Annotated in this window: 16 protein-coding genes and 2 tRNA genes; 14 read left to right on the forward strand and 4 right to left on the reverse strand. The window is 34.6% G+C overall.

Annotation, left to right across the window (positions count from 1 at the left end; translation table 11 throughout):
- The coding region (locus N4270_RS15090) for a T9SS type A sorting domain-containing protein (RefSeq protein WP_260098185.1) at positions 1 to 3,710 on the forward strand (3,710 nt) is incomplete at its 5' end.
- Positions 3,711 to 3,917: 207 nt separating this feature from the next.
- On the opposite strand, the gene N4270_RS15095 is transcribed toward N4270_RS15090, so the two are convergent.
- Both N4270_RS15095 and N4270_RS15100 read right to left on the reverse strand, forming a co-directional pair.
- Positions 3,918 to 4,283: a hypothetical protein gene (locus tag N4270_RS15095; protein WP_260098186.1), complete on the reverse strand. Its 366-nt coding sequence runs from the start codon at positions 4,281 to 4,283 to the stop codon at positions 3,918 to 3,920.
- A gap of 85 nt (positions 4,284 to 4,368) precedes the next feature.
- Entirely contained in the window at positions 4,369 to 6,918 is a 2,550-nt protein-coding gene (locus tag N4270_RS15100) for an ATP-dependent Clp protease ATP-binding subunit (RefSeq protein WP_260098187.1), read from the reverse strand.
- 256 nt (positions 6,919 to 7,174) lie between these two features.
- Between N4270_RS15100 and gyrA the strand changes: the two genes are divergently transcribed.
- Both gyrA and N4270_RS15110 read left to right on the forward strand, forming a co-directional pair.
- A complete protein-coding gene (gene gyrA / locus N4270_RS15105) occupies positions 7,175 to 9,724 on the forward strand; it encodes a DNA gyrase subunit A (protein ID WP_260098188.1) in 2,550 nt (849 codons plus the stop codon).
- A gap of 27 nt (positions 9,725 to 9,751) precedes the next feature.
- Positions 9,752 to 11,035 carry a tetratricopeptide repeat protein gene (locus tag N4270_RS15110; RefSeq protein WP_260098189.1) on the forward strand — a complete coding sequence of 428 codons (1,284 nt, stop codon included), beginning with the start codon at positions 9,752 to 9,754 and terminating at the stop codon, positions 11,033 to 11,035.
- 54 nt (positions 11,036 to 11,089) lie between these two features.
- Here the strand turns inward: N4270_RS15110 and N4270_RS15115 are convergent, their stop codons facing one another.
- Complete coding sequence (locus tag N4270_RS15115; RefSeq protein ID WP_260098190.1) at positions 11,090 to 11,839, reverse strand: C40 family peptidase; 750 nt, start codon at positions 11,837 to 11,839, stop codon at positions 11,090 to 11,092.
- Positions 11,840 to 11,924: 85 nt separating this feature from the next.
- Entirely contained in the window at positions 11,925 to 13,103 is a 1,179-nt protein-coding gene (locus N4270_RS15120; RefSeq protein WP_260098191.1) for an acetyl-CoA C-acyltransferase, read from the reverse strand.
- 155 nt (positions 13,104 to 13,258) lie between these two features.
- Between N4270_RS15120 and N4270_RS15125 the strand changes: the two genes are divergently transcribed.
- The 11 genes from N4270_RS15125 (at position 13,259) to N4270_RS15175 (ending at position 22,540) form a co-directional block, all read left to right on the forward strand.
- Positions 13,259 to 15,304, forward strand: a complete 2,046-nt coding sequence (locus N4270_RS15125; RefSeq protein ID WP_260098192.1) for an HD family phosphohydrolase — start codon at positions 13,259 to 13,261, stop codon at positions 15,302 to 15,304.
- A gap of 94 nt (positions 15,305 to 15,398) precedes the next feature.
- Positions 15,399 to 15,487 (forward strand) — tRNA-Ser (locus N4270_RS15130).
- A gap of 38 nt (positions 15,488 to 15,525) precedes the next feature.
- Positions 15,526 to 15,600: transfer RNA gene (locus N4270_RS15135), tRNA-Pro, on the forward strand.
- Between the two features lie 232 nt (positions 15,601 to 15,832).
- Positions 15,833 to 17,083, forward strand: a complete 1,251-nt coding sequence (locus tag N4270_RS15140) for a site-specific integrase (RefSeq protein ID WP_260098193.1) — start codon at positions 15,833 to 15,835, stop codon at positions 17,081 to 17,083.
- Positions 17,084 to 17,178: 95 nt separating this feature from the next.
- Positions 17,179 to 17,763: a TetR/AcrR family transcriptional regulator gene (locus tag N4270_RS15145; protein ID WP_260098194.1), complete on the forward strand. Its 585-nt coding sequence runs from the start codon at positions 17,179 to 17,181 to the stop codon at positions 17,761 to 17,763.
- Between the two features lie 46 nt (positions 17,764 to 17,809).
- A complete protein-coding gene (locus N4270_RS15150) occupies positions 17,810 to 18,169 on the forward strand; it encodes a cupin domain-containing protein (RefSeq protein WP_260098195.1) in 360 nt (119 codons plus the stop codon).
- Between the two features lie 2 nt (positions 18,170 to 18,171).
- Positions 18,172 to 19,056 carry a PhzF family phenazine biosynthesis protein gene (locus N4270_RS15155; RefSeq protein ID WP_260098196.1) on the forward strand — a complete coding sequence of 295 codons (885 nt, stop codon included), beginning with the start codon at positions 18,172 to 18,174 and terminating at the stop codon, positions 19,054 to 19,056.
- Positions 19,057 to 19,059: 3 nt separating this feature from the next.
- Positions 19,060 to 19,884 (forward strand): alpha/beta hydrolase, encoded by an 825-nt coding sequence (locus N4270_RS15160; RefSeq protein WP_260098197.1) that lies wholly within the window; start codon positions 19,060 to 19,062, stop codon positions 19,882 to 19,884.
- Positions 19,877 to 21,196: an amidohydrolase family protein gene (locus N4270_RS15165; protein WP_260098198.1), complete on the forward strand. Its 1,320-nt coding sequence runs from the start codon at positions 19,877 to 19,879 to the stop codon at positions 21,194 to 21,196. Before N4270_RS15160 ends, N4270_RS15165 begins: the two co-directional genes overlap by 8 nt.
- Positions 21,197 to 21,259: 63 nt before the next feature.
- A complete protein-coding gene (locus N4270_RS15170; RefSeq protein WP_260098199.1) occupies positions 21,260 to 21,763 on the forward strand; it encodes a GNAT family N-acetyltransferase in 504 nt (167 codons plus the stop codon).
- Positions 21,764 to 21,781: 18 nt separating this feature from the next.
- Entirely contained in the window at positions 21,782 to 22,540 is a 759-nt protein-coding gene (locus tag N4270_RS15175; RefSeq protein ID WP_260098200.1) for an MBL fold metallo-hydrolase, read from the forward strand.
- Position 22,541: the final 1 nt, after the last annotated feature.

Consider the following 22,541-nt stretch of genomic DNA (forward strand, 5'->3'; position numbering starts at 1 on the left):
TAGAAGGAGAAGCTATTCCAAATTATACTGAATGTGGAGGAACAATTGCTGTTAGCTGGACATACACTGATAATTGTCAGAGAACAATTACAGCAAGTCAAACAGTTACTGTATTACCAGCACCACAGGCTGAGTTTGAAGAAGTAGAAGACATGACAATTACATGTGAAGAAGCGAATTCATTCGAGCCAGGATCATTAAGTTATACTAATGGTGGCACTGGAGCATGTGAGATTTCAGGATCAGTTGAAGGACAATTAAGTGGTTCTTACACTGAGTGTGGAGGAACACTAGAAGTTGATTGGACATATACTGATGACTGTGATAGAACAATCACAGCTAAGAAAACAATCACTGTATTACCAGCACCTCAAGCTGAGTTTAATAGTGTACAAGACATTCAAATCGAATGTGAATTAGCTAGTCAATATATAGTAACTTCATTAGCTTATACTAATGGTGGAACAGGAGCTTGTGAGATATCAGGTTCAGTAGAAGGACAGTTAAGTGGAACATACGATGAATGTGGAGGAACACTTTATGTAGATTGGACATTTACTGATGAGTGTGATAGAACAATCACAGCTAGAAAAACAATCACTGTATTACCAGCACCAGCTGCAGAGTTTGAAGAAGTAGAAGATATGACTGTGTCATGTGAAGAAGCGGCATCAATTGAAGCAGGATCATTAGCTTATACTAATGGTGGCACTGGAGCATGTGAGATTTCAGGATCAGTAGAAGGACAATTAAGTGGATCTTACACTACGTGTGGAGGAACACTAGAGATTGACTGGACGTATACTGATGCTTGTGATAGAACAATCACAGCTAAGAAAACAATCACTGTATTACCAGCACCACAAGCTGAGTTTGAAGAAGTTGAAGACATGACTATTTCATGTGAAGAAGCGAATTCATTCGAAGCAGGATCATTAGCTTATACTAATGGAGGAACTGGCGTATGTGAAATTTCAGGATCAGTAGAAGGAGAAGCTATTCCAAATTATACTGAATGTGGAGGAACAATTGCTGTTAGCTGGACATACACTGATGATTGTCAGAGAACAATCACAGCAAGTCAAACAGTTACTGTATTACCAGCACCACAGGCTGAGTTTGAAGAAGTGGAAGACATGACAATTACATGTGAAGAAGCCAATGCATTCGAGCCAGGATCATTAAGTTATACTAATGGTGGCACTGGAGCATGTGAGATTTCAGGATCAGTAGAAGGACAATTAAGTGGCTCTTACACTGAGTGTGGAGGAACACTAGAAGTTGATTGGACATATACTGATGACTGTGATAGAACAATCACAGCTAAGAAAACAATCACTGTATTAGCAGCACCACAGGCTGAGTTTGAAGAAGCAAATGACATGGTTATAAAATGTGATGAGCTTGATTCATTCGAAGGAGGAACATTAAGTTATACTAATGGTGGAACTGGAGATTGTGAGATTTCTGGATCTGTTGAAGGTGTAGCTGGACCTTTCGAAGGAAGTTGTGGTAGTTTCGATATCGATTACTCATTCACTGATGAATGTGGTCGTACAATCACTGCGAAGAGAACTATTACAGTAATAGATGATCTTGCACCAGAATCAACTGGAGTATGTGATAATGAAACGATGACTATTGAAGGTTGCCCTGCAACTGCTGAAATATCTCTAGAAGTTGGAGATGAAATTAGCATAGCAGATAGAGACTGGACAGTAGCTGGAATATCTATCGAAGAGTTGAACGGTACTTTAGCACCTTGTTTCGTAGATAACTGTGCTGATGTAAGTGATTTAACATTCAGAGTGATTTCTAAGAATGATGTAAGAACAGCTTGTGAAGCAACACTTACTGTTACATTCGAAGTAGAAGATACTTGTGAAAATGTTTCTGCACCATTTACTTGTACATTTATCATTAAGGATACAACAGCGCCTACATTTAATGAAGCGTTACCTCAAGATATGGAACTTGAATGTGGAACTGAAATTCCAGAAGCACCAGTATTAACTGCTAGTGATGACTGTTCAGATGTTACTGTAGAGTACAATCCAGGTACAAGCAAGAGAGAGTGTAAAGCTGATGATGCTAGTAACCATACTTTATGGATAAACAATACTTCTCCATTAGGAGCTAGTAGTAAAAACTGGGTAGCAGTTGACTATACTTCATTTGAGCAATTCTCAAATGGTACAGCTAAGTTAACTGGTAAAGTGTCTAATGCTAACGATAACACTCAAACATTTGAGTTCGTAGCATGGTTTAAAGATGCTAGTACTTATGAAGAATGGATTGCTACACCAATCGAGGGTTCTACGACTGAATTCCGTGAGCCTAAATTAGACGCTGGAACATCAGTTGATATTACAGACGAATATTTAGATTGGACATACTATATCATGGATGAGTCTAAAGACAACAAGCTTGTTGGGTCAGGTGCATACGACGGATTAGAATTTGATCTGTCTCACAACCCATCTAACTTGAAGTTTGGATTACAATATGGTGAGAAAGCAAGCTTACAAAGTGAAGGATTAGGAGTGTCTACTTGGATTAAGATTTCAGGAGAAATCCATGGAATTCCTTACAACAGTAATGGTGACTTTAATGTATCGTTATCAGAATGTGTTGAGGATGCTAACTTCGATCCAACTGGAGAAGATGCTTGTGACGCAACTATTGTACGTACTTGGACTGCAACTGATGCTTGTGGAAATGTGGCAACACATACACAAACTATCACGATCAGCGATACTACAGCACCAGTAGTTGATTGTCCTGCAGATATGGACTTCGGTCTTGTAGATGAAGATCCAACAGGTTCATTTGCTGATAAAGCACCTTACACAGATAACTGTAGCGAAGCTGGACATACTCAGGTATATACAGATAGCGAAACTACGGTATCAGAAGGTGAGCAAGTACAAGTTGGTTCTGAATTCAGATTTATATTTGAAGCAGGTTATATCTTAACATTTGGAGATTCGCCAGCAGGTTCTGCTTACGGTGAGCCTTACTATAATGGTTATGTTACCGATTATGCAGGTAATGTATTACCAAACTATGGTACGTTCCAAATGGTATGGAATAGTCAATTTGCTGAGTTTGATATACTTCAAAACTTCGGAAATGGACCAGACCTAGTAGGATATGGAGGAAACTCTGGAGGAGCTGAAACTTCATGTAACAGTGAAGATTGGTTCTTCATTCCACAAAATGGTCATAACAAAGCTATGACTGTTGAATGTGCACAGTTTGAATATACTACTCTGTATTCTAAAACTCGTACATTCTACGCAACTGATGATTGTGGTAATGTAGGTGAATGTTCTGTGACGTACACTTGGAGTACTGAAGCTCAAAACTTCAGAACAACTCGTGATCCAAACTTTGCTTTCACTGCAGGTTCTAGACCAGAGCAAGATGTTAAAGAAGATGTAACAGTTGACTTTACAGCTTATCCAGTACCATTTGATAAAGAAGTGAATATTGCATACACATTTGAGTTTGATACTAACGTAACTATTGAGTTATTCGATACTAAAGGCTTATTAGTCTTAACCGAAACTAACACTAGATATGTTAAAGGATCTAATGGTAAATCAACATTTGATTTATCTAGATACTCAAACCAATTGTTCTATGTGAAGGTAACTACGAACAAAGGTTCTGTTACTAAGAAGATTGTATCTTCTGGTAAGAAGTAAACCATAAATAATTAGGGAAATTCCCTAAGGGTATAATTAAAGGCAGCTATTTTATAGCTGCCTTTTTTTTATGGTTATAAATAGATTTTATAGATGAATCTAATTTCAAATAAGTTAATACTGATAAAAGGAAAATGGAAGTGGGTTCTAAAAAAAAAACAAGATATGTGGATACTAAGACTTCAAAAGATACTATGCAGTAATAATTTACTTTGTGATTGATTTTGCCCAATCAATGGCTTCAGTTAAGGTATCAAAGATTTCAAAAGGCTTATTAAGGAATAATTTTTCTATCTGAGCAGCACTTTTAGCCATGTAGTTTTTTGATACAACACAAAATCCAATAAGGTTAGGGATTTTTGAAGTTTCTCTATACACTGCTGGATCTACAGAATAAGAATTAATACGATGGGTAATATAGATAAATGGCTTTTTCTTAAAATAAGTGTCAGCTACATTTTTTAAAATGGTATTATGTTCTGTAGAAATATTAACACCTGTATTTACGGTTACTATCATGTAGTTTTCATAGATATGAATATGGCAAAAATCTAGTGTAATCTTATCTGTCATATCCTAAAGTTAGTCAATCTTTAATTTTGAAACAAAAAAAAAGCCTCTTTATTTAAAGAGGCTTTTTATATTTTGAAGTTACATATTAAGATTCTGTCTGCGTTTCAGACTTTTCTATTTTTATGGTTAATTCATCAGATTTAGTATCTAAATCCATAATGATAGTGTCACCTTCATGCAATTGAGAATTGATAATTTCTTCAGCAAGTGCATCTTCAATATACTTCTGAATAGCTCTTTTTAATGGTCTGGCACCATATTGTTTGTCAAAGCCTTTTTCAGCAATATAATCTTTAGCTTTTTTGCTTAACTTAAGTTTATAACCTAAATCTTTAATACGCTTTATAAGATGCGCTAATTCAATATCAATTATTTTGTTGATATCTTCTCTTTCTAAGGCATTGAAAACCATAACGTCGTCAATACGATTTAAAAATTCAGGAGCAAAAGCTTTTTTTAATGCATTTTCAATAATACTTCTTGAATTATCATTGGCTTGAGCCGTCTTAGCAGCTGTACCAAAACCAACACCTTGACCAAAATCTTTTAGTTTTCTGGCTCCGATATTAGAGGTCATGATAATGATGGTATTTCTAAAGTCAATTTTACGACCTAAGCTGTCGGTAAGATACCCATCGTCTAGGACTTGCAAAAGCATATTAAAAACATCAGGATGTGCTTTTTCAATTTCATCTAAAAGAATAACAGCATAAGGCTTACGACGAACTTTTTCAGTTAATTGTCCGCCCTCTTCATAACCAACATAGCCTGGAGGCGCTCCAATTAATCTGGAAATAGCAAATTTCTCCATGTATTCACTCATGTCAATTCTAACCAAAGCTTCTTCACTGTCAAATAGCTCACGCGCCAGTACTTTTGCTAATTGCGTTTTACCTACACCAGTTTGACCTAAAAAGATAAATGAACCAATCGGTTTATTAGGATCTTTAAGTCCGGCACGATTTCGCTGAATAGCCTTAACAACCTTTGCGACAGCTTCATCTTGACCAATTACTTTACCTTTAATAAGCTCTGGTAATTGCGCTAGCTTATTGCTTTCAGTTTGTGCAATTCTATTCACAGGAATACCAGTCATCATCGAAACCACATCTGCCACATTGTCTTCAGTAACAACTTCTCTATGTTGTTTGGTTTCTTCTTCCCATTTTTCCTGAGCAATGGCTAAATCTTTTTCAAGACGTTTTTCATCATCTCTTAACTTAGCAGCTTCCTCGTATTTTTGTTTTTTAACAACTTTATTTTTGGTTTCCTTGACTTCTTCAAGTTTCTTTTCGAGTTCGAGTATTTGTTTAGGAACATCAATATTAGTAATATGAACACGAGATCCAGCTTCATCTAAAGCATCAATAGCTTTGTCTGGAAGGAAACGTTCGGTCATATATCTATTGGTTAATTTAACACAGGCTTGAATCGCTTCAGGTGTGTAATCAACATTGTGATGTTCTTCGTATTTACCTTTAATATTGTTAAGAATTTCTACGGTTTCTTCAACTGTAGTAGGTTCTACTATAACTTTTTGAAAACGACGCTCTAAAGCGCCATCTTTTTCAATATATTGACGGTATTCGTCTAATGTTGTTGCTCCAATACATTGAATTTCACCTCTTGCTAAAGCGGGCTTAAACATGTTAGAAGCATCCAAACTACCAGTTGCGCCACCTGCACCAACTATAGTGTGAATTTCATCAATAAAAAGAATAATATCATCATTCTTTTCTAGTTCATTCATAACCGCTTTCATACGTTCTTCAAACTGTCCGCGATATTTAGTTCCAGCAACTAAGCTAGCCAGATCAAGGGTTACAACACGTTTATTGAAGAGTATTCTTGATACTTTTCGTTTAACGATTCTGAGCGCTAAACCTTCAGCTATAGCCGATTTTCCAACACCTGGCTCACCAATTAATAAGGGGTTGTTCTTTTTACGTCTGCTTAAAATTTGAGAAACACGTTGTATTTCTTTTTCTCTTCCAACAACGGGGTCTAATTTACCTTCTTCAGCAAGTACAGTTAAGTCTCTTCCGAAGTTATCTAAAACTGGTGTTTTTGATTTTTTTGCCGATTTAGCCGAAGATTGCCCAAACGGGTTTTCTTTAGCGCCTTCTTCCTCATTAGGTTCATCATCAGAAAAGGATTCACCTTTAGGAAGGTCTATATAGTCATCATCGTTAGTTATCATAAATTTGAATTGTTCTTTTACGTTATCATAGTCTACCTTTAACTTGTTGAGAAGTTTGGTGGTAGGATCATTTTCATTTCTTAATATACACAATAATAAATGTGCAGTATTGATAGAGGTACTTTGAAACAACTTTGCTTCTAGGAAAGTCGTTTTTAAAGCACGTTCTGCTTGTCTTGTAAGATGTAAATTCTTTTTTTCATTAGAAGCTATGCTGATATTTGGGTTTGCCGGACTCAAAATTTCGACCTTACGTCTTAAGTGATTTAGGTCGATATCCAACGCATTTAATATATCAATAGCTTTGCCATTACCATCACGAAGTAAGCCCAGCATCAAGTGCTCAGTACCTATAAAATCATGACCTAAACGCAAGGCTTCTTCTTTGCTGTATGCAATTACATCTTTAACTCTTGGGGAAAAATTGTCATCCATAGTAATCTCTTTCTGCATTAAAAATAATAAAATCTACCTATAAAAAAGCAAAAACTATACCTTAAATATTGGTCTGATACTAATAGAGTGAAAAAACTTTACAAATTCAAAGTATTTAACAAGATACTTATTAAAAAACAGGTCAAATTTTGTTAATAAAAAGTTTTAATTTTGAATAGATATAACGCTTAAACACTATGAAAATCGTTATCTTAGCACGATTCTAGAACCTACAAAAAATCTAATTTAATAATATATGGAAGAAGGAGAGAAATTGATCCCTATCAACATTGAAGATGAAATGAAATCAGCCTACATTGATTATTCAATGTCGGTCATTGTGTCACGTGCCTTACCCGATGTGAGAGATGGTTTGAAACCTGTTCACAGACGTGTACTTTACGGAATGCACGAACTTGGAGTTAGATCAAATACTGCTCATAAAAAATCAGCGAGAATCGTTGGTGAAGTTTTAGGAAAGTATCATCCTCATGGTGATACATCTGTATACGATGCGATGGTGCGTATGGCCCAAGAATGGAGTTTGCGTTACATGTTAGTTGACGGCCAAGGAAACTTTGGGTCAATAGATGGTGATAGTCCTGCAGCAATGCGTTATACCGAAGCAAGAATGAAGAAGATTTCGGAAGAAATGCTTGCTGATATTGACAAAGAAACTGTAGATCACAAACTAAATTTTGATGATACGCTTCAAGAGCCTACGGTACTTCCAACACGAATTCCCGGTTTACTAGTTAATGGTGCATCAGGTATTGCGGTTGGTATGGCAACAAATATGCCACCTCATAACTTATCGGAAGTGATTGATGGTACCGTCGCTTATATTGAAAATAATGATATTGAAATTGACGAATTAATTCAACATGTAAAGGCTCCAGATTTTCCAACTGGTGGAACCATTTACGGTTATGATGGAGTTCGAGAGGCTTTTAAAACTGGACGCGGGCGAATTGTCATGCGTGGTAAAGCTAGAATAGAAGAAGTACAAGGAAGAGAGTCTATTATCGTGACAGAAATTCCTTATCAGGTTAATAAGGCAGATATGATTAAAAAGACTGCCGACTTAATTAATGATAAAAAAATAGATGGGATTTCACTCATTAGAGATGAGTCTGATAGAAACGGAATGCGTATTGTTTACGTGTTAAAGCGTGATGCTATCCCTAATATTGTATTAAACATGTTGTATAAGTATACAGCATTACAATCGTCTTTTAGTGTTAATAATATTGCTTTGGTAAATGGCCGTCCGCAGTTATTGAATCTAAAAGAAATGATTCATTACTTTGTTGAACATAGACATGACGTTGTTGTAAGACGTACCAAATACGAATTACGCAAAGCGGAAGAACGCGCTCATATATTAGAAGGTTTAATTATCGCTTCAGATAATATTGACGAAGTTATTGCTCTTATTCGTGCCTCTTCAAATGCAGATGAAGCCAGAGCAAAATTAATTGAACGTTTTAAACTTTCAGAAATTCAGGCCAAAGCTATCGTAGAAATGCGATTACGTCAACTTACAGGATTAGAACAAGATAAATTGCGTTCTGAGTATGAAGAGTTGATGAAAACCATTGAAGATTTAAAAGATATTCTCGAGAAAAAAGAGCGTCGCTACGAAATTATCAAAGAAGAACTTTTGGTCATCAAAGAAAAATATGGTGACGAACGTCGTTCGCAAATCGAATATGCTGGAGGTGATTTAAGCATTGAAGATATGATTCCAGATGAACAAGTCGTTATTACGATTTCTCATGCTGGTTATATTAAAAGAACATCGCTTACCGAATATAAAACTCAAAATAGAGGTGGTGTTGGTCAAAAAGCATCAACAACGCGAAATGAAGATTTCCTAGAGCATTTATTTGTAGGAACGAACCACCAGTACATGTTGTTCTTCACTCAAAAAGGAAAATGTTTCTGGATGCGTGTTTATGAAATTCCGGAAGGCAGCAAAACCTCAAAAGGAAGAGCCATTCAAAACCTAATTAATATTGAGCAAGATGATAAAGTCATGGCTTTCATCTGTACTCAAGATTTAAAAGACGAAGACTACATTAATAGTCACTATGTGATTATGGCTACTAAAAAAGGTCAGGTTAAAAAGACAGCTTTAGAGCAATACTCGAGACCGCGTACAAATGGTATTAATGCCATCACCATTAAAGAGGATGATGAGTTATTAGAAGCAAAATTAACAACCGGTAATAGTCAGGTAATGCTAGCCTTGAAGTCTGGTAAAGCCATTCGTTTTGAAGAAGAGAAGACACGACCAATGGGTAGAAATGCTTCGGGTGTTAGAGGGATTAGATTAGCAAATGATGCTGATGAAGTCATAGGGATGATTGCTGTTGAAAATCCTCAAGAAGAATCTGTTTTAGTGGTTTCTGAAAAAGGATATGGAAAACGTAGTTATATAGACGATCCAGAAGATGGAGAAGCAATTTATAGAATTACGAATCGTGGAGGAAAAGGTGTGAAAACTATTTCTGTTACTGAAAAAACCGGTCATTTAGTAGCGATTAAAACCGTGACCGATGATGATGATTTGATGATTATTAACAGGTCTGGTATTGCCATTCGTATGGAAGTTGCAGATTTACGTGTCATGGGAAGAGCTACGCAAGGGGTGAAGCTTATTAACCTGAAAGGAAGTGATTCTATTGCTGCGGTTGCAAAAGTGATGAAAGAAGACGATGATGAAGATTTGGATTCTGAAATCACTGACATTCAAGACGTTAATGAGAATGGCACAACTCTTGATTCTAACGAAGAAGAATAAATATATTAACACTAAAAATAACTAAAAATGAAAAAACTAATTGTAGTTGCTTTGGCACTTTTAGTAAGTACACTTTCTTTTGCACAGAAAAACGAACTAAAAGATGCAGAAAAAGCAATTAAATCTGGAAATTATGCTGATGCTAAATCTGCTATCCAATCTGCTGAAGCTTTAATAGGAGGTGCAGATGATAAAATGAAAGCAAAGTTTTATTTCCTTAAAGGTAAAGCCTTTTATGCGACTGGTTCAGTTTCAAATGACGATATCGGAACTGCTGTAGAAAGTTTTGATAAAGCTAAAGCTATTGAAGCGAGTGCTGGTAAATTAAAATATACCAAGGAAATTGACGAAATTAAGACGACTATGCTTAATACGGTTTTAACAAAAGCACAAGCAGCACTTCAAAATAAAGAGTATATGAAGTCTTCTGCGGGATTTGAAAAAGCGTATAAGATGTCGCCAAAAGATACATTATATCTTTACTATGCGGCGTCAACTGCAGTAACAGCTCAGGATTATGTAACGTCTTTGAAGTTTTATGAAGAATTAAGAGACTTAGGATATAATGGAGAAGGTTACCAGTATTATGCAATGAAAAAGGAAACTGGAGAAGAAGAACTTTTTGATAACATGGTATTGCGTGATGCTGCTGTAAAAACGGGAGAATACATTGTTCCTAGAAACAAAAAGACACCTTCTAAATATGCTGAAATTGTTAAAAATATTGCTTTGATTCACTTAAGCAATGGTGATAATGAAAAAGCATTAGATGCGATGAAAGTTGCAAGAGACCAAAATCCTGATGATTTAGGACTGTTAATTTCTGAAGCTAATGTTCAGCTTAAAATGGGAAATAAAATCCGTTTTAAAGAATTAATGGAAGAGGCTACAACTAAAGACCCTAATAATGCTGAGTTACAATACAACCTTGGTGTTATTGCTGCTGAAGGTGGTGAAAATGAAGCCGCTCGTAAATATTACGAAAAAGCAATTGCATTAGATCCTTCTTATGCTGATGCTTACAATAATATGGCCGTTTTGATTTTAGGAACTGAAAAAGAAATCGTTGAAGAAATGAACTCTCTTGGGACTTCAAGTGCTGATAACAAACGTTATGACGAGTTAAGAGCAGAACGTACCAAAATATACGAAGCGGCTGTGCCTTATCTTGAAACAGCTTTAAAATTGAAGCCTAATAGTATTAATGCCGCTCAAACTTTAATGAATATCTATAGCGCGACATCTCAAACCGATAAGTTTAAAGCGATGAAAGCAAAAGTTGAAGAACTACAAGCCGGAGGCGGAAACTAAACTTTAGAATATACGTATACAAAAAGCGTCTTGATAATTATCGAGACGCTTTTTTTATATGATTTTCTTTATGACTCTTAATTTGTGAGTGTGAATTCCGCGATCGGTATTGTAGATGCCCGAATGATCTAAGCGGTCTATTCTAACTTTTCCGTGGGCATGAATGATATAGTTGTCTTCCATAATGATCCCAACATGAGTAATCAACCCTTCCTGGTTATCAAAAAATGCCAAATCACCAGGTTCACTTTCTTCAATGAAACTTAAAGCCTGCCCTTGAGTAGCTTGTTGCGAAGCATCTCTTAAAATGGTATGGCCGTTAATTTTATAGACCATTTGGGTAAAACCTGAGCAGTCAATGCCAAAAGGTGTTTTTCCGCCCCAAAGATAAGGTGCATTGAGATACGTGAATGCCGTTTTTAATAAATTGGATTTGTCTTGTTTTGTACTGATAGAATGACCGTCAAACGTGTGTCCTATAATTTCTAAACCATTTAACGAAGAGCCTATTGGGATGGTATATAATTGGTTGTTATCTCCTTGAACAAATTCAATCAAATCAGTAGACAGAATAGGATCTTGATCTTTAATAGTTTTGTAAGTGTCTTCCGAAATTTCCAGATATTGTTTATTGTCTATCCAGCCTTCATAGTTATCAAATGCTAAACGAATTCTACTCCAAGATTTCCGTTGCTCTAACACCTTAAAAATTTCACCATAGAGTACTTGTGAAACTAATTCACTTGGGTCACTTGGTTCAATTCTAAGAGGAACAATGCTTAGATTACAAATTCCGTATTGCATTAAAATTAATTCTTGTTAATTATCTATAAGAAAACTGGCTTATATACTTTTGATAACTGAGGATTCAAAAAACTTGTATTGCAAATTAAGAGCGTTCAATTACCATTGCTGACGCTCCGCCACCACCATTACAAATTGCAGCAGCACCAATTTTAGCATCATTTTGCTCAAGGACACTTAATAAGGTAATCAATATTCGAACACCCGAACACCCTAAAGGATGTCCTAAAGAAACAGCACCACCATTAACGTTAACATTACTATCGTTTAAACCTAGAATTTTCATATTGGCTAAACCAACAACAGCAAAGGCTTCATTAAATTCAAAATAATCAACATCATCTAAAGTGATTCCTGCTTTTGTTATCGCCTTTGGAAGCGCTTTAGCTGGAGCCGTTGTAAACCATTGTGGTTCATGCGCAGCATCAGCATAACTTTTTATCGTGGCTAATGGTTTTAAACCTAATTCGATGGCTTTATCTTTACTCATTAAAACCATTGCACCAGCACCATCATTTATCGTTGAAGCATTTGCTGCTGTCACCGTTCCGTCTTTGGTAAATGCCGGTCGTAATGCAGGAATTTTTTCCATTCTAACATTAGAATACTCTTCGTCTTTTACAACAATAATCGGTTCACCACGACGCTGAGGTACTTCAACAGGAACTACTTCATTGTTAAATTTTCCTGAGTCCCAGGCGGCTGCAGATCGTTTATACGATTGAATAGCGTAAGCATCTTGATCTTCTCTTGAAAATTTATATTCGGTTGCACAAGCATCAGCACAAACACCCATTGCATTTTGGTCGTAAGCGTCTACCAATCCATCTTTTTGCATACCATCGATTAAGGTTGCTGGTCCAAATTTGGTAGCCGACCTTGCGTGTAGGTAGTGCGGAATCATACTCATGTTTTCCATGCCGCCCGCAACAATGATATCAGCATCACCTAAAGCAATAGATTGGGTTGCTTGCATCACTGTTTTCATTCCAGAGGCACATACTTTATTAATTGTTGTACAAGGTACTGTATCAGGAATTCCAGCATAAATAGCAGCTTGTCTGGCAGGCGCTTGACCTGTACCAGCTTGCACAACATTTCCCATTAAAACTTCTTCAACCAGTTCTGGTTTCAGATTAATTTTATCTAAAGCGCCTTTAATAGCTATAGCTCCTAATTTTGGTGCTGGGATAGTTGATAATGCTCCTAAAAAACTACCAATTGGAGTTCTTGCAGTTGATACGATAACGACCTCTCTACTCATTTTTATTCTGTTTTATTTTATTGCTGCAAAATTAATCATTTTTAATTAAATACAGGCTTCAATACCATAACATGAATTCTATTATATTTTCTTACTTTTGAAAGCCTAAGCACATAGGATGATTAGCTTAAAAATGTGCTGTAATAGTTTGTATAATGAATGATTTAATAAATAAGTGGTACCGAAATCATGCACTTTTGTATAAAGTGCTTTTATTTTTAAGTACGACATTTTTGATTGTTTATTTGTTTCCGAAGAGCGGAAAATTTAGATACGATTTTGATAAAGGAAAGCCTTGGCAATCTGAAAGCTTGTTAGCGCCTTTCGATTTTGCGATTAAGAAATCTGCAGATGAAATTAAGCAAGAACAAATTGAAGCTTCTAACAAAAGTGCAGTTTATTTTGATATCAATATTCCTATTAAATCCCTGGTTTTAAAAGAGTATACTGAAAAATTCAAAACTTCTTTTGCGGATAGTATTGTAAGCCAGAATCCTAAATTATTTGCGGTAGGCGAATCGGCAATTAATGAAATTTATGATTATGGTGTTTTGGATGAAGACTATGAATATGCTGCTGATAAAAATGTGATTTTACTGAATGAACGGACACAGTTTGCAGAAACTCAATTTTCTAATTTAACCAAGCTGGATGGCTTCAGAAGCATTATAGAAAGCAAGTTAGCTGCTAATGGCTATTCAAACTTTGATGCCACTTTTATCTCTATTTTTTTTAATGTTATTAAGCCCAATTTAACGCTTAATTCGACCTTTACCCAAAATGCTTTAAATGAGAAACTAGACGAAATTTCGACAGTTAGAGGAAGTATAGAAAAAGGAACGCTCATCATTTCAAAAGGCGAAATTGTTGAAGGGAATAAGTACGATGTTTTAAATTCTCTTGAAGCCGAATATGAATCGCAGCTATGGAACGAATCCAATTACAATCTTATCATTTTTGCTTATGCTTTACTAGTTGCATTAGCTTTATTGATGTTGTTGTTATTTCTTCGGAAATATAGAATGGAAGTCTTTCTGGACAATACAAAAGTCACTTTCATATTTTTCAATATTCTGTTAATGATTTTGTTAACAACGCTGGTAATTAACTATAATTCACAGTACGTTTATGTGGTGCCATTGTGTATTCTTCCATTAGTGCTCAAAGCTTTTTTCGATGCGCGTTTGGGCTTGTTTGCGCACGTGCTTACAGTGCTTTTATTGGGTTTTATTGTGCCTAATAGCTATGAGTATATGTTCCTTCAGATTATTGCAGGAATTGTTACAATTTTGACAGTTTCCGAATTGTATAAACGTGCCAACTTATTTATTTCTGTAGGTCAAATTACATTAATTTATATCATTGCTTATTTTGCATTTTTTGTGATTCAAGAAGGCGATATTTCGAGTTTAGATCCAACAACTTTCGGACTATTTGTTCTCTGCGGATTAGCAACTTTGTTTGTCCAGCCGCTGATTTATATTTATGAAAAATTATTCGGATTAGTATCTGATGTGTCTCTGTTAGAGCTTTCAGATACCAACACAAAATTATTGAAAGAGTTATCTAATAAAGCTCCAGGGACTTTCCATCATTCATTAAATGTTGCCAATTTAGCAGAAGCTTCAGCCAATGAGATTGGTGCTAATGCCATGCTCATTAGGGTAGGTGCTTTATATCACGATATAGGCAAAATGAAGAATCCTACCTACTTCACCGAAAACCAAGCAACAGGGATCAATCCGCATGACGAATTATCGTCCCGTGAAAGTGCGAAGACAATTATAAATCACGTGCTAGACGGAATAGAAATTGCGAAGAAAAATAATTTACCTGATCGTGTTATTGATTTTATCAGAACACATCATGGTACGAGTTTGGTTTATTATTTCTACAGAAAAGAAAAAGATATAAACGATGCCACCAATGCAGATGATTTTAGATATCCTGGTCCGCAACCATTCAGTAAAGAAACGGCCATATTAATGATGTGTGATAGTGTTGAAGCGGCTTCTAAAAGCTTAAAAGAACCTACGACAACTAAAATTGATAAATTTGTAGAGTCTATTATAAGTAAACAAATGGAAGATGGGCAATTTTTAAATGCGAATATTACGTTTAAAGAAATTCAATCCATAAAGAAAGTATTGAAAACCAAGTTGGCAAACATATTTCACTTACGGATTGAGTACCCAGAATAAAATTTTTGATAAAAAACTTAAAAAAATAGTTGCGTTCTTTGTAATGATAAGTTACATTTGCATCCGCAATTTATTGCAAAGTTCATATACAATCGGAGAGGTGCCTGAGTGGCCGAAAGGAGCGGTTTGCTAAATCGTCGTACCTAGAAATAGGTACCCAGGGTTCGAATCCCTGTCTCTCCGCTAATTTCCTAGTTATTTATTAATACAGATAACCATTTCGGGGTGTAGCGTAGCCCGGTTATCGCGCCGCGTTTGGGACGCGGAGGTCGCAGGTTCGAATCCTGCCACCCCGACAAAAATTAATACCAACAGAAACTAAAACCTTGTAAATCGTATGATTTACAAGGTTTTATGGTTTTTGGACTATCATAAGAATTGAATTAATATGACTTAATTCGGTTCACAATTCGGTTCACAGTTTAAAAACACAAAAAGTGTGAACCGAATAGATGATTAAAATACTGTAATTGAAATAGTTGATTTGACTTTCGTCTTGAATGAATGTTTAACAAAAAGACGACAACTATGCAATCACAAACCACCTTTACCCTGTCATTTTGGGTAAACGCAACACGAGCAAAAAATAACCAGGTTTCTGTTTATGGCAGAATAACAGTTAATGGTAAACGCGCAAATATTAGTTTAAAGCGAAAAGTAGTTTTATCAGAATGGGATTCCAACAAAGGAAGAGCTAGAGGAAACAAACAGGAATCTCGACTACTCAACAGGTATTTAGACCAGGTTAAAAATAGAATCTATGAAGCTCACGATGAACTGGTAAAAGAGAAAGTTTTTATTTGTGCTCAATCCATTAAAGCACGTTTTCTTGGAGAAGATAACGAAGAGTACTCTTTGTTGACATTAGTTGATTACCACAATACCCAAATGAGTGAATCTTTAAGTTATGGGACTTTAAAGAATTACTTCACAACTCAAAAGTATATCAAGCTTTTTCTGGCTAAAAAGAAAATTCAAGACATCTACTTATCACAACTAACATTCAGGTTTTTAGTGGACTTTGAGAAGTTTTTACGTTCCCATGTTCCAGAGGACCATCAAAAGAAAATGGAAAATAATACGGTTATGAAGCATATTCAACGACTTCGTAAAATGGTAACATTGGCGTATAAAATGGAATGGATAGATAAGGATCCTTTTATAAAATTCAAACCTACCTATATTAAAAACGAACGTGAGTTTTTGAGAGAAGACGAGCTAAAATCTATTATCGAAAAAGAATTTGAAATAGAAAGGCTAAACCTTGTCAAAGATTTATTCATTTTCAGTTGTTATACAGGTTTGTCATACATAGATGTAATGAAACTCAACGAAGATAATATTGCTATTGGCATTGATGGTGGACGCTGGCTCATAACTAATCGACAGAAAACACATAATAAAGTAAAAGTCCCATTACTTTCAATAGCTGAAGAATTAATAGAAAAATATAGAGGTCATATCAAAACCAAAAAAACAAAAACCTTATTTCCTAATATTTCAAATCAAAAGTTGAATTCTTATTTAAAAGAAATTGCTGATTTATGTGGAATAAACAAGAACCTTACTTTCCATATTGCTAGACATACATTTGCAACAACAATAACTTTAAGTAATGGAGTACCAATAGAAACAGTTTCAAAACTATTAGGTCATGCCAAAATTGCAACTACTCAAATTTATGCAAGAGTTATCGAGCGCAAAGTGAGTGATGATATCAACAAATTAAGGTCTAAACTAAATGAAAAGGCTTCTTTAAATCAAAAGCAAGCAAATTAGACTTTATCTATTAAATACATATTACTACAATATTTATTAAATTTTCAGATACCAATCGGTATTTTAATTATATTTGTATCGTATTATTGAAATTTATGGAGACAACAAAAGAACATATTCTTGAAAAAGTAGCACCTATCTTTAACCAAAAAGGTTATGTGGCTACATCAATGTCTGACATAACTAATGCTACTAATTTAACAAAAGGAGCAATTTATTGTAACTTTAAAAACAAAGAGGAATTAGCTCTAGAAGCATTCAGATTAAACCTTAAAAAAGCCATTTATCCTTTACAAGTTAAGTTAAAGGAAGGTAAATCTTCTATCGATAAACTATTTATTCTAACAGAGTATTATCGTGGTTATTATGACCTTGCTAAATCAAGAGGTGGTTGTCCAATATTGAATGCAGGTGTTGATGCGAAATTCACTAATACTTCTTTATATAATGAATCTAAAAAAAATTGGAATAAGCTAGTTAATGGATTAGCTAAAATAATTGAAGAAGGAAAAGATGCAGGAGAGATAAAGCAAAATATAATCCCTGATGTATTTGCGCAAAAGATATTTGCCATGATTGAAGGTGGTGTATTTATGTCAATTTTTACCGATGATAAAAAACATCTAATTAATATTATGGATACTATTGAAGAAATGATAAAAACTCAATTTGTAAAGTAAAAATTTTTTACCCTAACAAATACCGATTGGTATGTGAAATGGAATTATGAAAGTGATTAATATAAATCAGAAATTGAACTTGTTTTCAGAGTATTGGAATCCTAAAGTTATTGGGGAATTGAACGGTCAGTTGGTAAAGTTAGCAAAATTTAAAGACGAATTCGTTTGGCATAAACATGATAATGAAGATGAGTTGTTTTATGTGTTAGAAGGCAAACTAAAAATAGAATTTAGAGATAAAGAAGTGTCATTAAATCAAGGAGAGTTTATTATAGTACCCAAAGGAGTCGAGCATAAACCCATAGCAATTGAAGAATGTTCAGTCATGTTGTTTGAACCTAAAGATACTGTGAATACAGGTAATGTTAAAAATAAACTAACCCAACAAGAATTAGATAACATATAAATATGGAAGTTAAAAATAAAATTCAAGTACAAATATTAAACGCATTTGTAGATAATGATAAAGGTGGTAATCCAGCAGGAGTTGTCCTAAATGCAGATAATTTAACAGATAAACAAATGCTCGAAATAGCTGGCAAAGTTGGACTTTCAGAAACTGCTTTTGTTTCAAAATCAAACCAAGCAGATTTCAAATTGGACTTCTTTACACCCAATAGAAGAATAGCTCATTGTGGACACGCAACAGTAGCCACATTCTCTTATTTAAAACAATTAGGATTAGTGAAAAATGACAACACCTCTAAAGAAACAGTTGATGGTAATAGAGATATAAAACTAATTGGCGATTTGGCATTTATGGAGCAACTGGAGCCAAAATATGTAGATGTCAGTCATAGAAAAAATGAGATTCTAAAATCATTGAATATTGAAGAAAAAGATTTGTTGCCAAATGCAGAAATACAACTTGTCAATACTGGAAATTCATTTATTCTAATACCAGTCAAGAGCACAGAAATATTAGAAAACATCATTCCTAACAACGAAATGATAATCGAGTTGAGCGATGAATTCGATTTAATAGGTTTTTACCCTTTTACAACGAATATTCAAAACAAAAATAGGGATGCCAGTACAAGAATGTTCGGTCCACGCTATGAGATTTGGGAAGAAGCAGGAACAGGAATGGCAGCAGGTCCATTAGCATGTTACTTACACGACAAGATGAACATCAAAAAAGAGAGGTTTCTCATTCAACAAGGCGAGTTTATGAAAGAGCCATCACCAAGTTTGATTATTGTCGATTTAAAAATTAAAAATAATAAGATTTTAGGTTTAATGGCAGGTGGTAAAGGAACGGTACAAAAACAGTTTAACATTGAAATAAGTTAAGAAATGAGAAAAACAATAATTACATTCATAATTGCATGCGTCACTTTTGGAGTTCAATCACAAAACAAACAACCATTTACAATAGGTGAAGTTGTTAAGCTGGATTCTGAAATTCTGAATGAAGAGAGACCTTTAAATATCTACTTACCTAAAACATATGGGAAAGAGACAGATAAAAAATACCCAGTCATCTATTTATTAGATGGTTCTGCGGATGAAGATTTTATTCATATTTCAGGTTTAGTACAGTTCTGCTCATTTTCTTGGATTGATATCATTCCAGAATCCATAGTAGTAGGAATTGCAAATGTTGACAGGCAAAGAGATTTCACTTTTCCAACAAATAACGAAGAAGATAAAAAGGATTTTCCAACAACAGGAGGTTCAGAAGCCTTCATAAAGTTTATTGAAAAGGAAGTCCAACCTTACATTAAAAATAATTATAGGATTATTCAAGAGAAAACGTTAATAGGTCAATCTTTTGGTGGCTTATTGGCAACAGAGATTTTATTAAAATCACCTCAACTTTTTGATAATTATATAATTGTAAGTCCAGCTTTATGGTGGGATGACCGTTCATTATTAGAATTTCCAGTTAATAAAATTACAGCACCTAAAAAGATATATGTAGCTGTTGGAGCAGAAGGTCCTGCTATGGAAGGAACAGCATTAAAACTTATTTCTAAACTGCAAACACTACGTAAGAGAGAGTTAGAAAAATCACTCGTTATACGTTATGAATTTTTAGACCAATTTAATCATGGTAACATTTTACACTCGGCTGTTTACAATGCATTTATAAAATTTAAAAAAGCTCAAGATGAATAAATTAGGTTATTTAGTTATGTCGCTTATTTTTCTCTTTGTACTGCATGGTACTGCTCAACAAAAAGAGGTATTCATAAAAGCGGGTTTACTTTACGATAGCGAACAAAATACTTTACTAAAAAATAAAGGTATTCACATCATAGGAAACAAAATTCAATCCATTAAAGATGGTAACGATATTCCTAAAGGTGTTGAGGTTATTGACTTATCAGAATACACCGTTCTACCTGGTTTAATAGATGCCCATACCCACGTCCTTTTTTCACAAGAAGCAAGTGAAGACCTTGCGAAACACAGTATGCATACCTTAACTATGGAAAGTGATGCACTGCGAACTTTACGCGGAGCAAAAAGAGCAAAGTCTTACCTGTTTGAAGGTTTTACAAGTATAAAAGATCTTGGAAATTCTGGTCCATTTTTAGACGTGGCACTTCGTGATGCCATAAATGAAGGCACTATTGAGGGACCTCGAATTTTTGCTTCTGGTCAAATAATGAGTTCTACAGGAGGACAAATATATGGTGTGCCTCATAACCATCAGGATATTATCAATTTGGAATATCGAGTCATTAAAAATGTTGAGGATGCTAAAAATGCGGTTAGAGAACACCTTAATCAAAATGTCGATGTTATTAAAATATGTTCTGACAACATTCCAAATAATACGAGACTTACAATAGATGAAATGAAAGCTATAGTAGAAACTGCACATTCTTATGGACTGTCTGTTACAGCACACGCCATAACCAATCAATCAACTTGGGATGCTGTTCAAGCTGGTGTTGATGGGATAGAGCATGGAGTTATGTTAGAAGATTCTACTTTAGTCCTAATGGCAAAAAAGCAGGTGTATTTAGTTCCTACAGAAAACAGTCGAAACTATATGATAGAATATAATAAGCTTGCAGGAAATGCTTCTGATGATATAGATTGGATTGATGCCTATTTGAACAATATGAAAGATAGACTAACGAAAGCTATCAATTATGGTGTGCCTATTGTAGCAGGTTCAGACAATTATACCAAAATGGCAATCACCCGAGGACAATCTTCAAAAGATATGTTTCGAGCCTACTTTGAGGCAGGTATGAAGCCATTAGATATTCTTCAATCGACAACATATATATCAGCAAAATATTTAAAAAGAGAAGATAGAATTGGTGTTATTAAACCAAATGCTTATGCAGATATTATTGCAGTCAAAGGGAATTTAAAAAGCGATTTTGTAAATACAGTGGATAGTATTGTATTTGTAATGAAAGATGGGAAAATTCACCTGAACAGTTTAGAGCAAAACCTAAACACTAATTAGAAAAATTTTTATCCAATCAAATACCAATTGGTATTTGCTCAAAAAAAATAAAATTTAATAAAGATGAAAATAGCAGAAACTAAAAGATTAATAATTCGTCAAGCATCAACCAAAGATGCTGCTTTCATTAAAAAACTTTTAAACAGCCCAAACTGGATAGAATTCATTGGAGATAGAGGGATTAAAGATGAATCTGGTGCAATTGATTACATAAATAATTCACTAATCAAAAGCTACAAAATAAATGGCTATGGTTTATTCCTTGTAGAGCTTAAGGAAACTAACAAGCTTATCGGAATGTCAGGTTTCGTAAAAAGAGATTATTTAAACCATCCTGATATTGGTTTTGCAATGTTGCCAAAATACGAAGGCAAAGGCTATTCCTTTGAAGCAGCAAAGGCAATGATGAACCTAGGTGTTAATGTACTTAAGGTATCAAAAATTTATGCCATTACAACCGAAGATAATATTAAATCCCAAAACCTTTTAAAGAAAATAGGTTTAAAAGATAGTGGTAAAATAACACCGCCTAACAGCGAAGAAGAATTTATGCTATTTGAAAATTAACCTATAAAATCAAACATTATGAAATTACAATTAATTAGAAATGCTACTCTAAAGCTCAATTATGCAGGAAATACCATTTTAGTAGATCCTATGTTTTGTGAAAAAGATTTTTTTAACCCATTCCTTGAAGGGTTGGAAAGGAATCCTACATGCGATTTAAAAATTCCTGTTGATGAAATAATGAAAGATATTGACAGCGTATTGGTAACCCATTCACATCCCGACCATTTAGATGCTATAGCAGCCGAAAAGTTGCCAGAAAATATCAAGATGTTCGGCTCACCAGTAGATAAAGAATTTATAAACAATTACGGTTTTACCAACGTGGAAATAATTGATGGCAACACAACTTGGAACAATATAACTATTTCAAGAGTTGAAGCCCAACACGGTAGTGGTGCGGTGTTGCAATATATGGTTGAAGTTTCAGGATTTATACTTCAAGCCGAAAACGAACCAACTGTTTATATAGTCAGTGATAGTATTTTAACCGATAGCGTTATTCAAAATATACAACAGTTTAAACCAGATATCATCATTACAAATTCTGGAGGTGGTTTAATACCAGGTTTTGAAAATACACCAGTTATAATGGATGAAGAACAGACCATTGAAGTTTGTAAACTATCTGAAAGCTCAAAAGTAGTAGCGGTGCATTTAGAATCTATTGATTTTTGTAGAGTAACAAGAAAATCATTACGCGAATATGCTAACGCAAATAATATTTCAAATGAGCAATTACTAATTCCTAATGATGGTGATACTATAACTTTCTAAA

Origin of the sequence: Psychroserpens sp. SPM9, assembly GCF_025153525.1 — a bacterium.
Taxonomy (GTDB): Bacteria; Bacteroidota; Bacteroidia; order Flavobacteriales; family Flavobacteriaceae; genus Psychroserpens.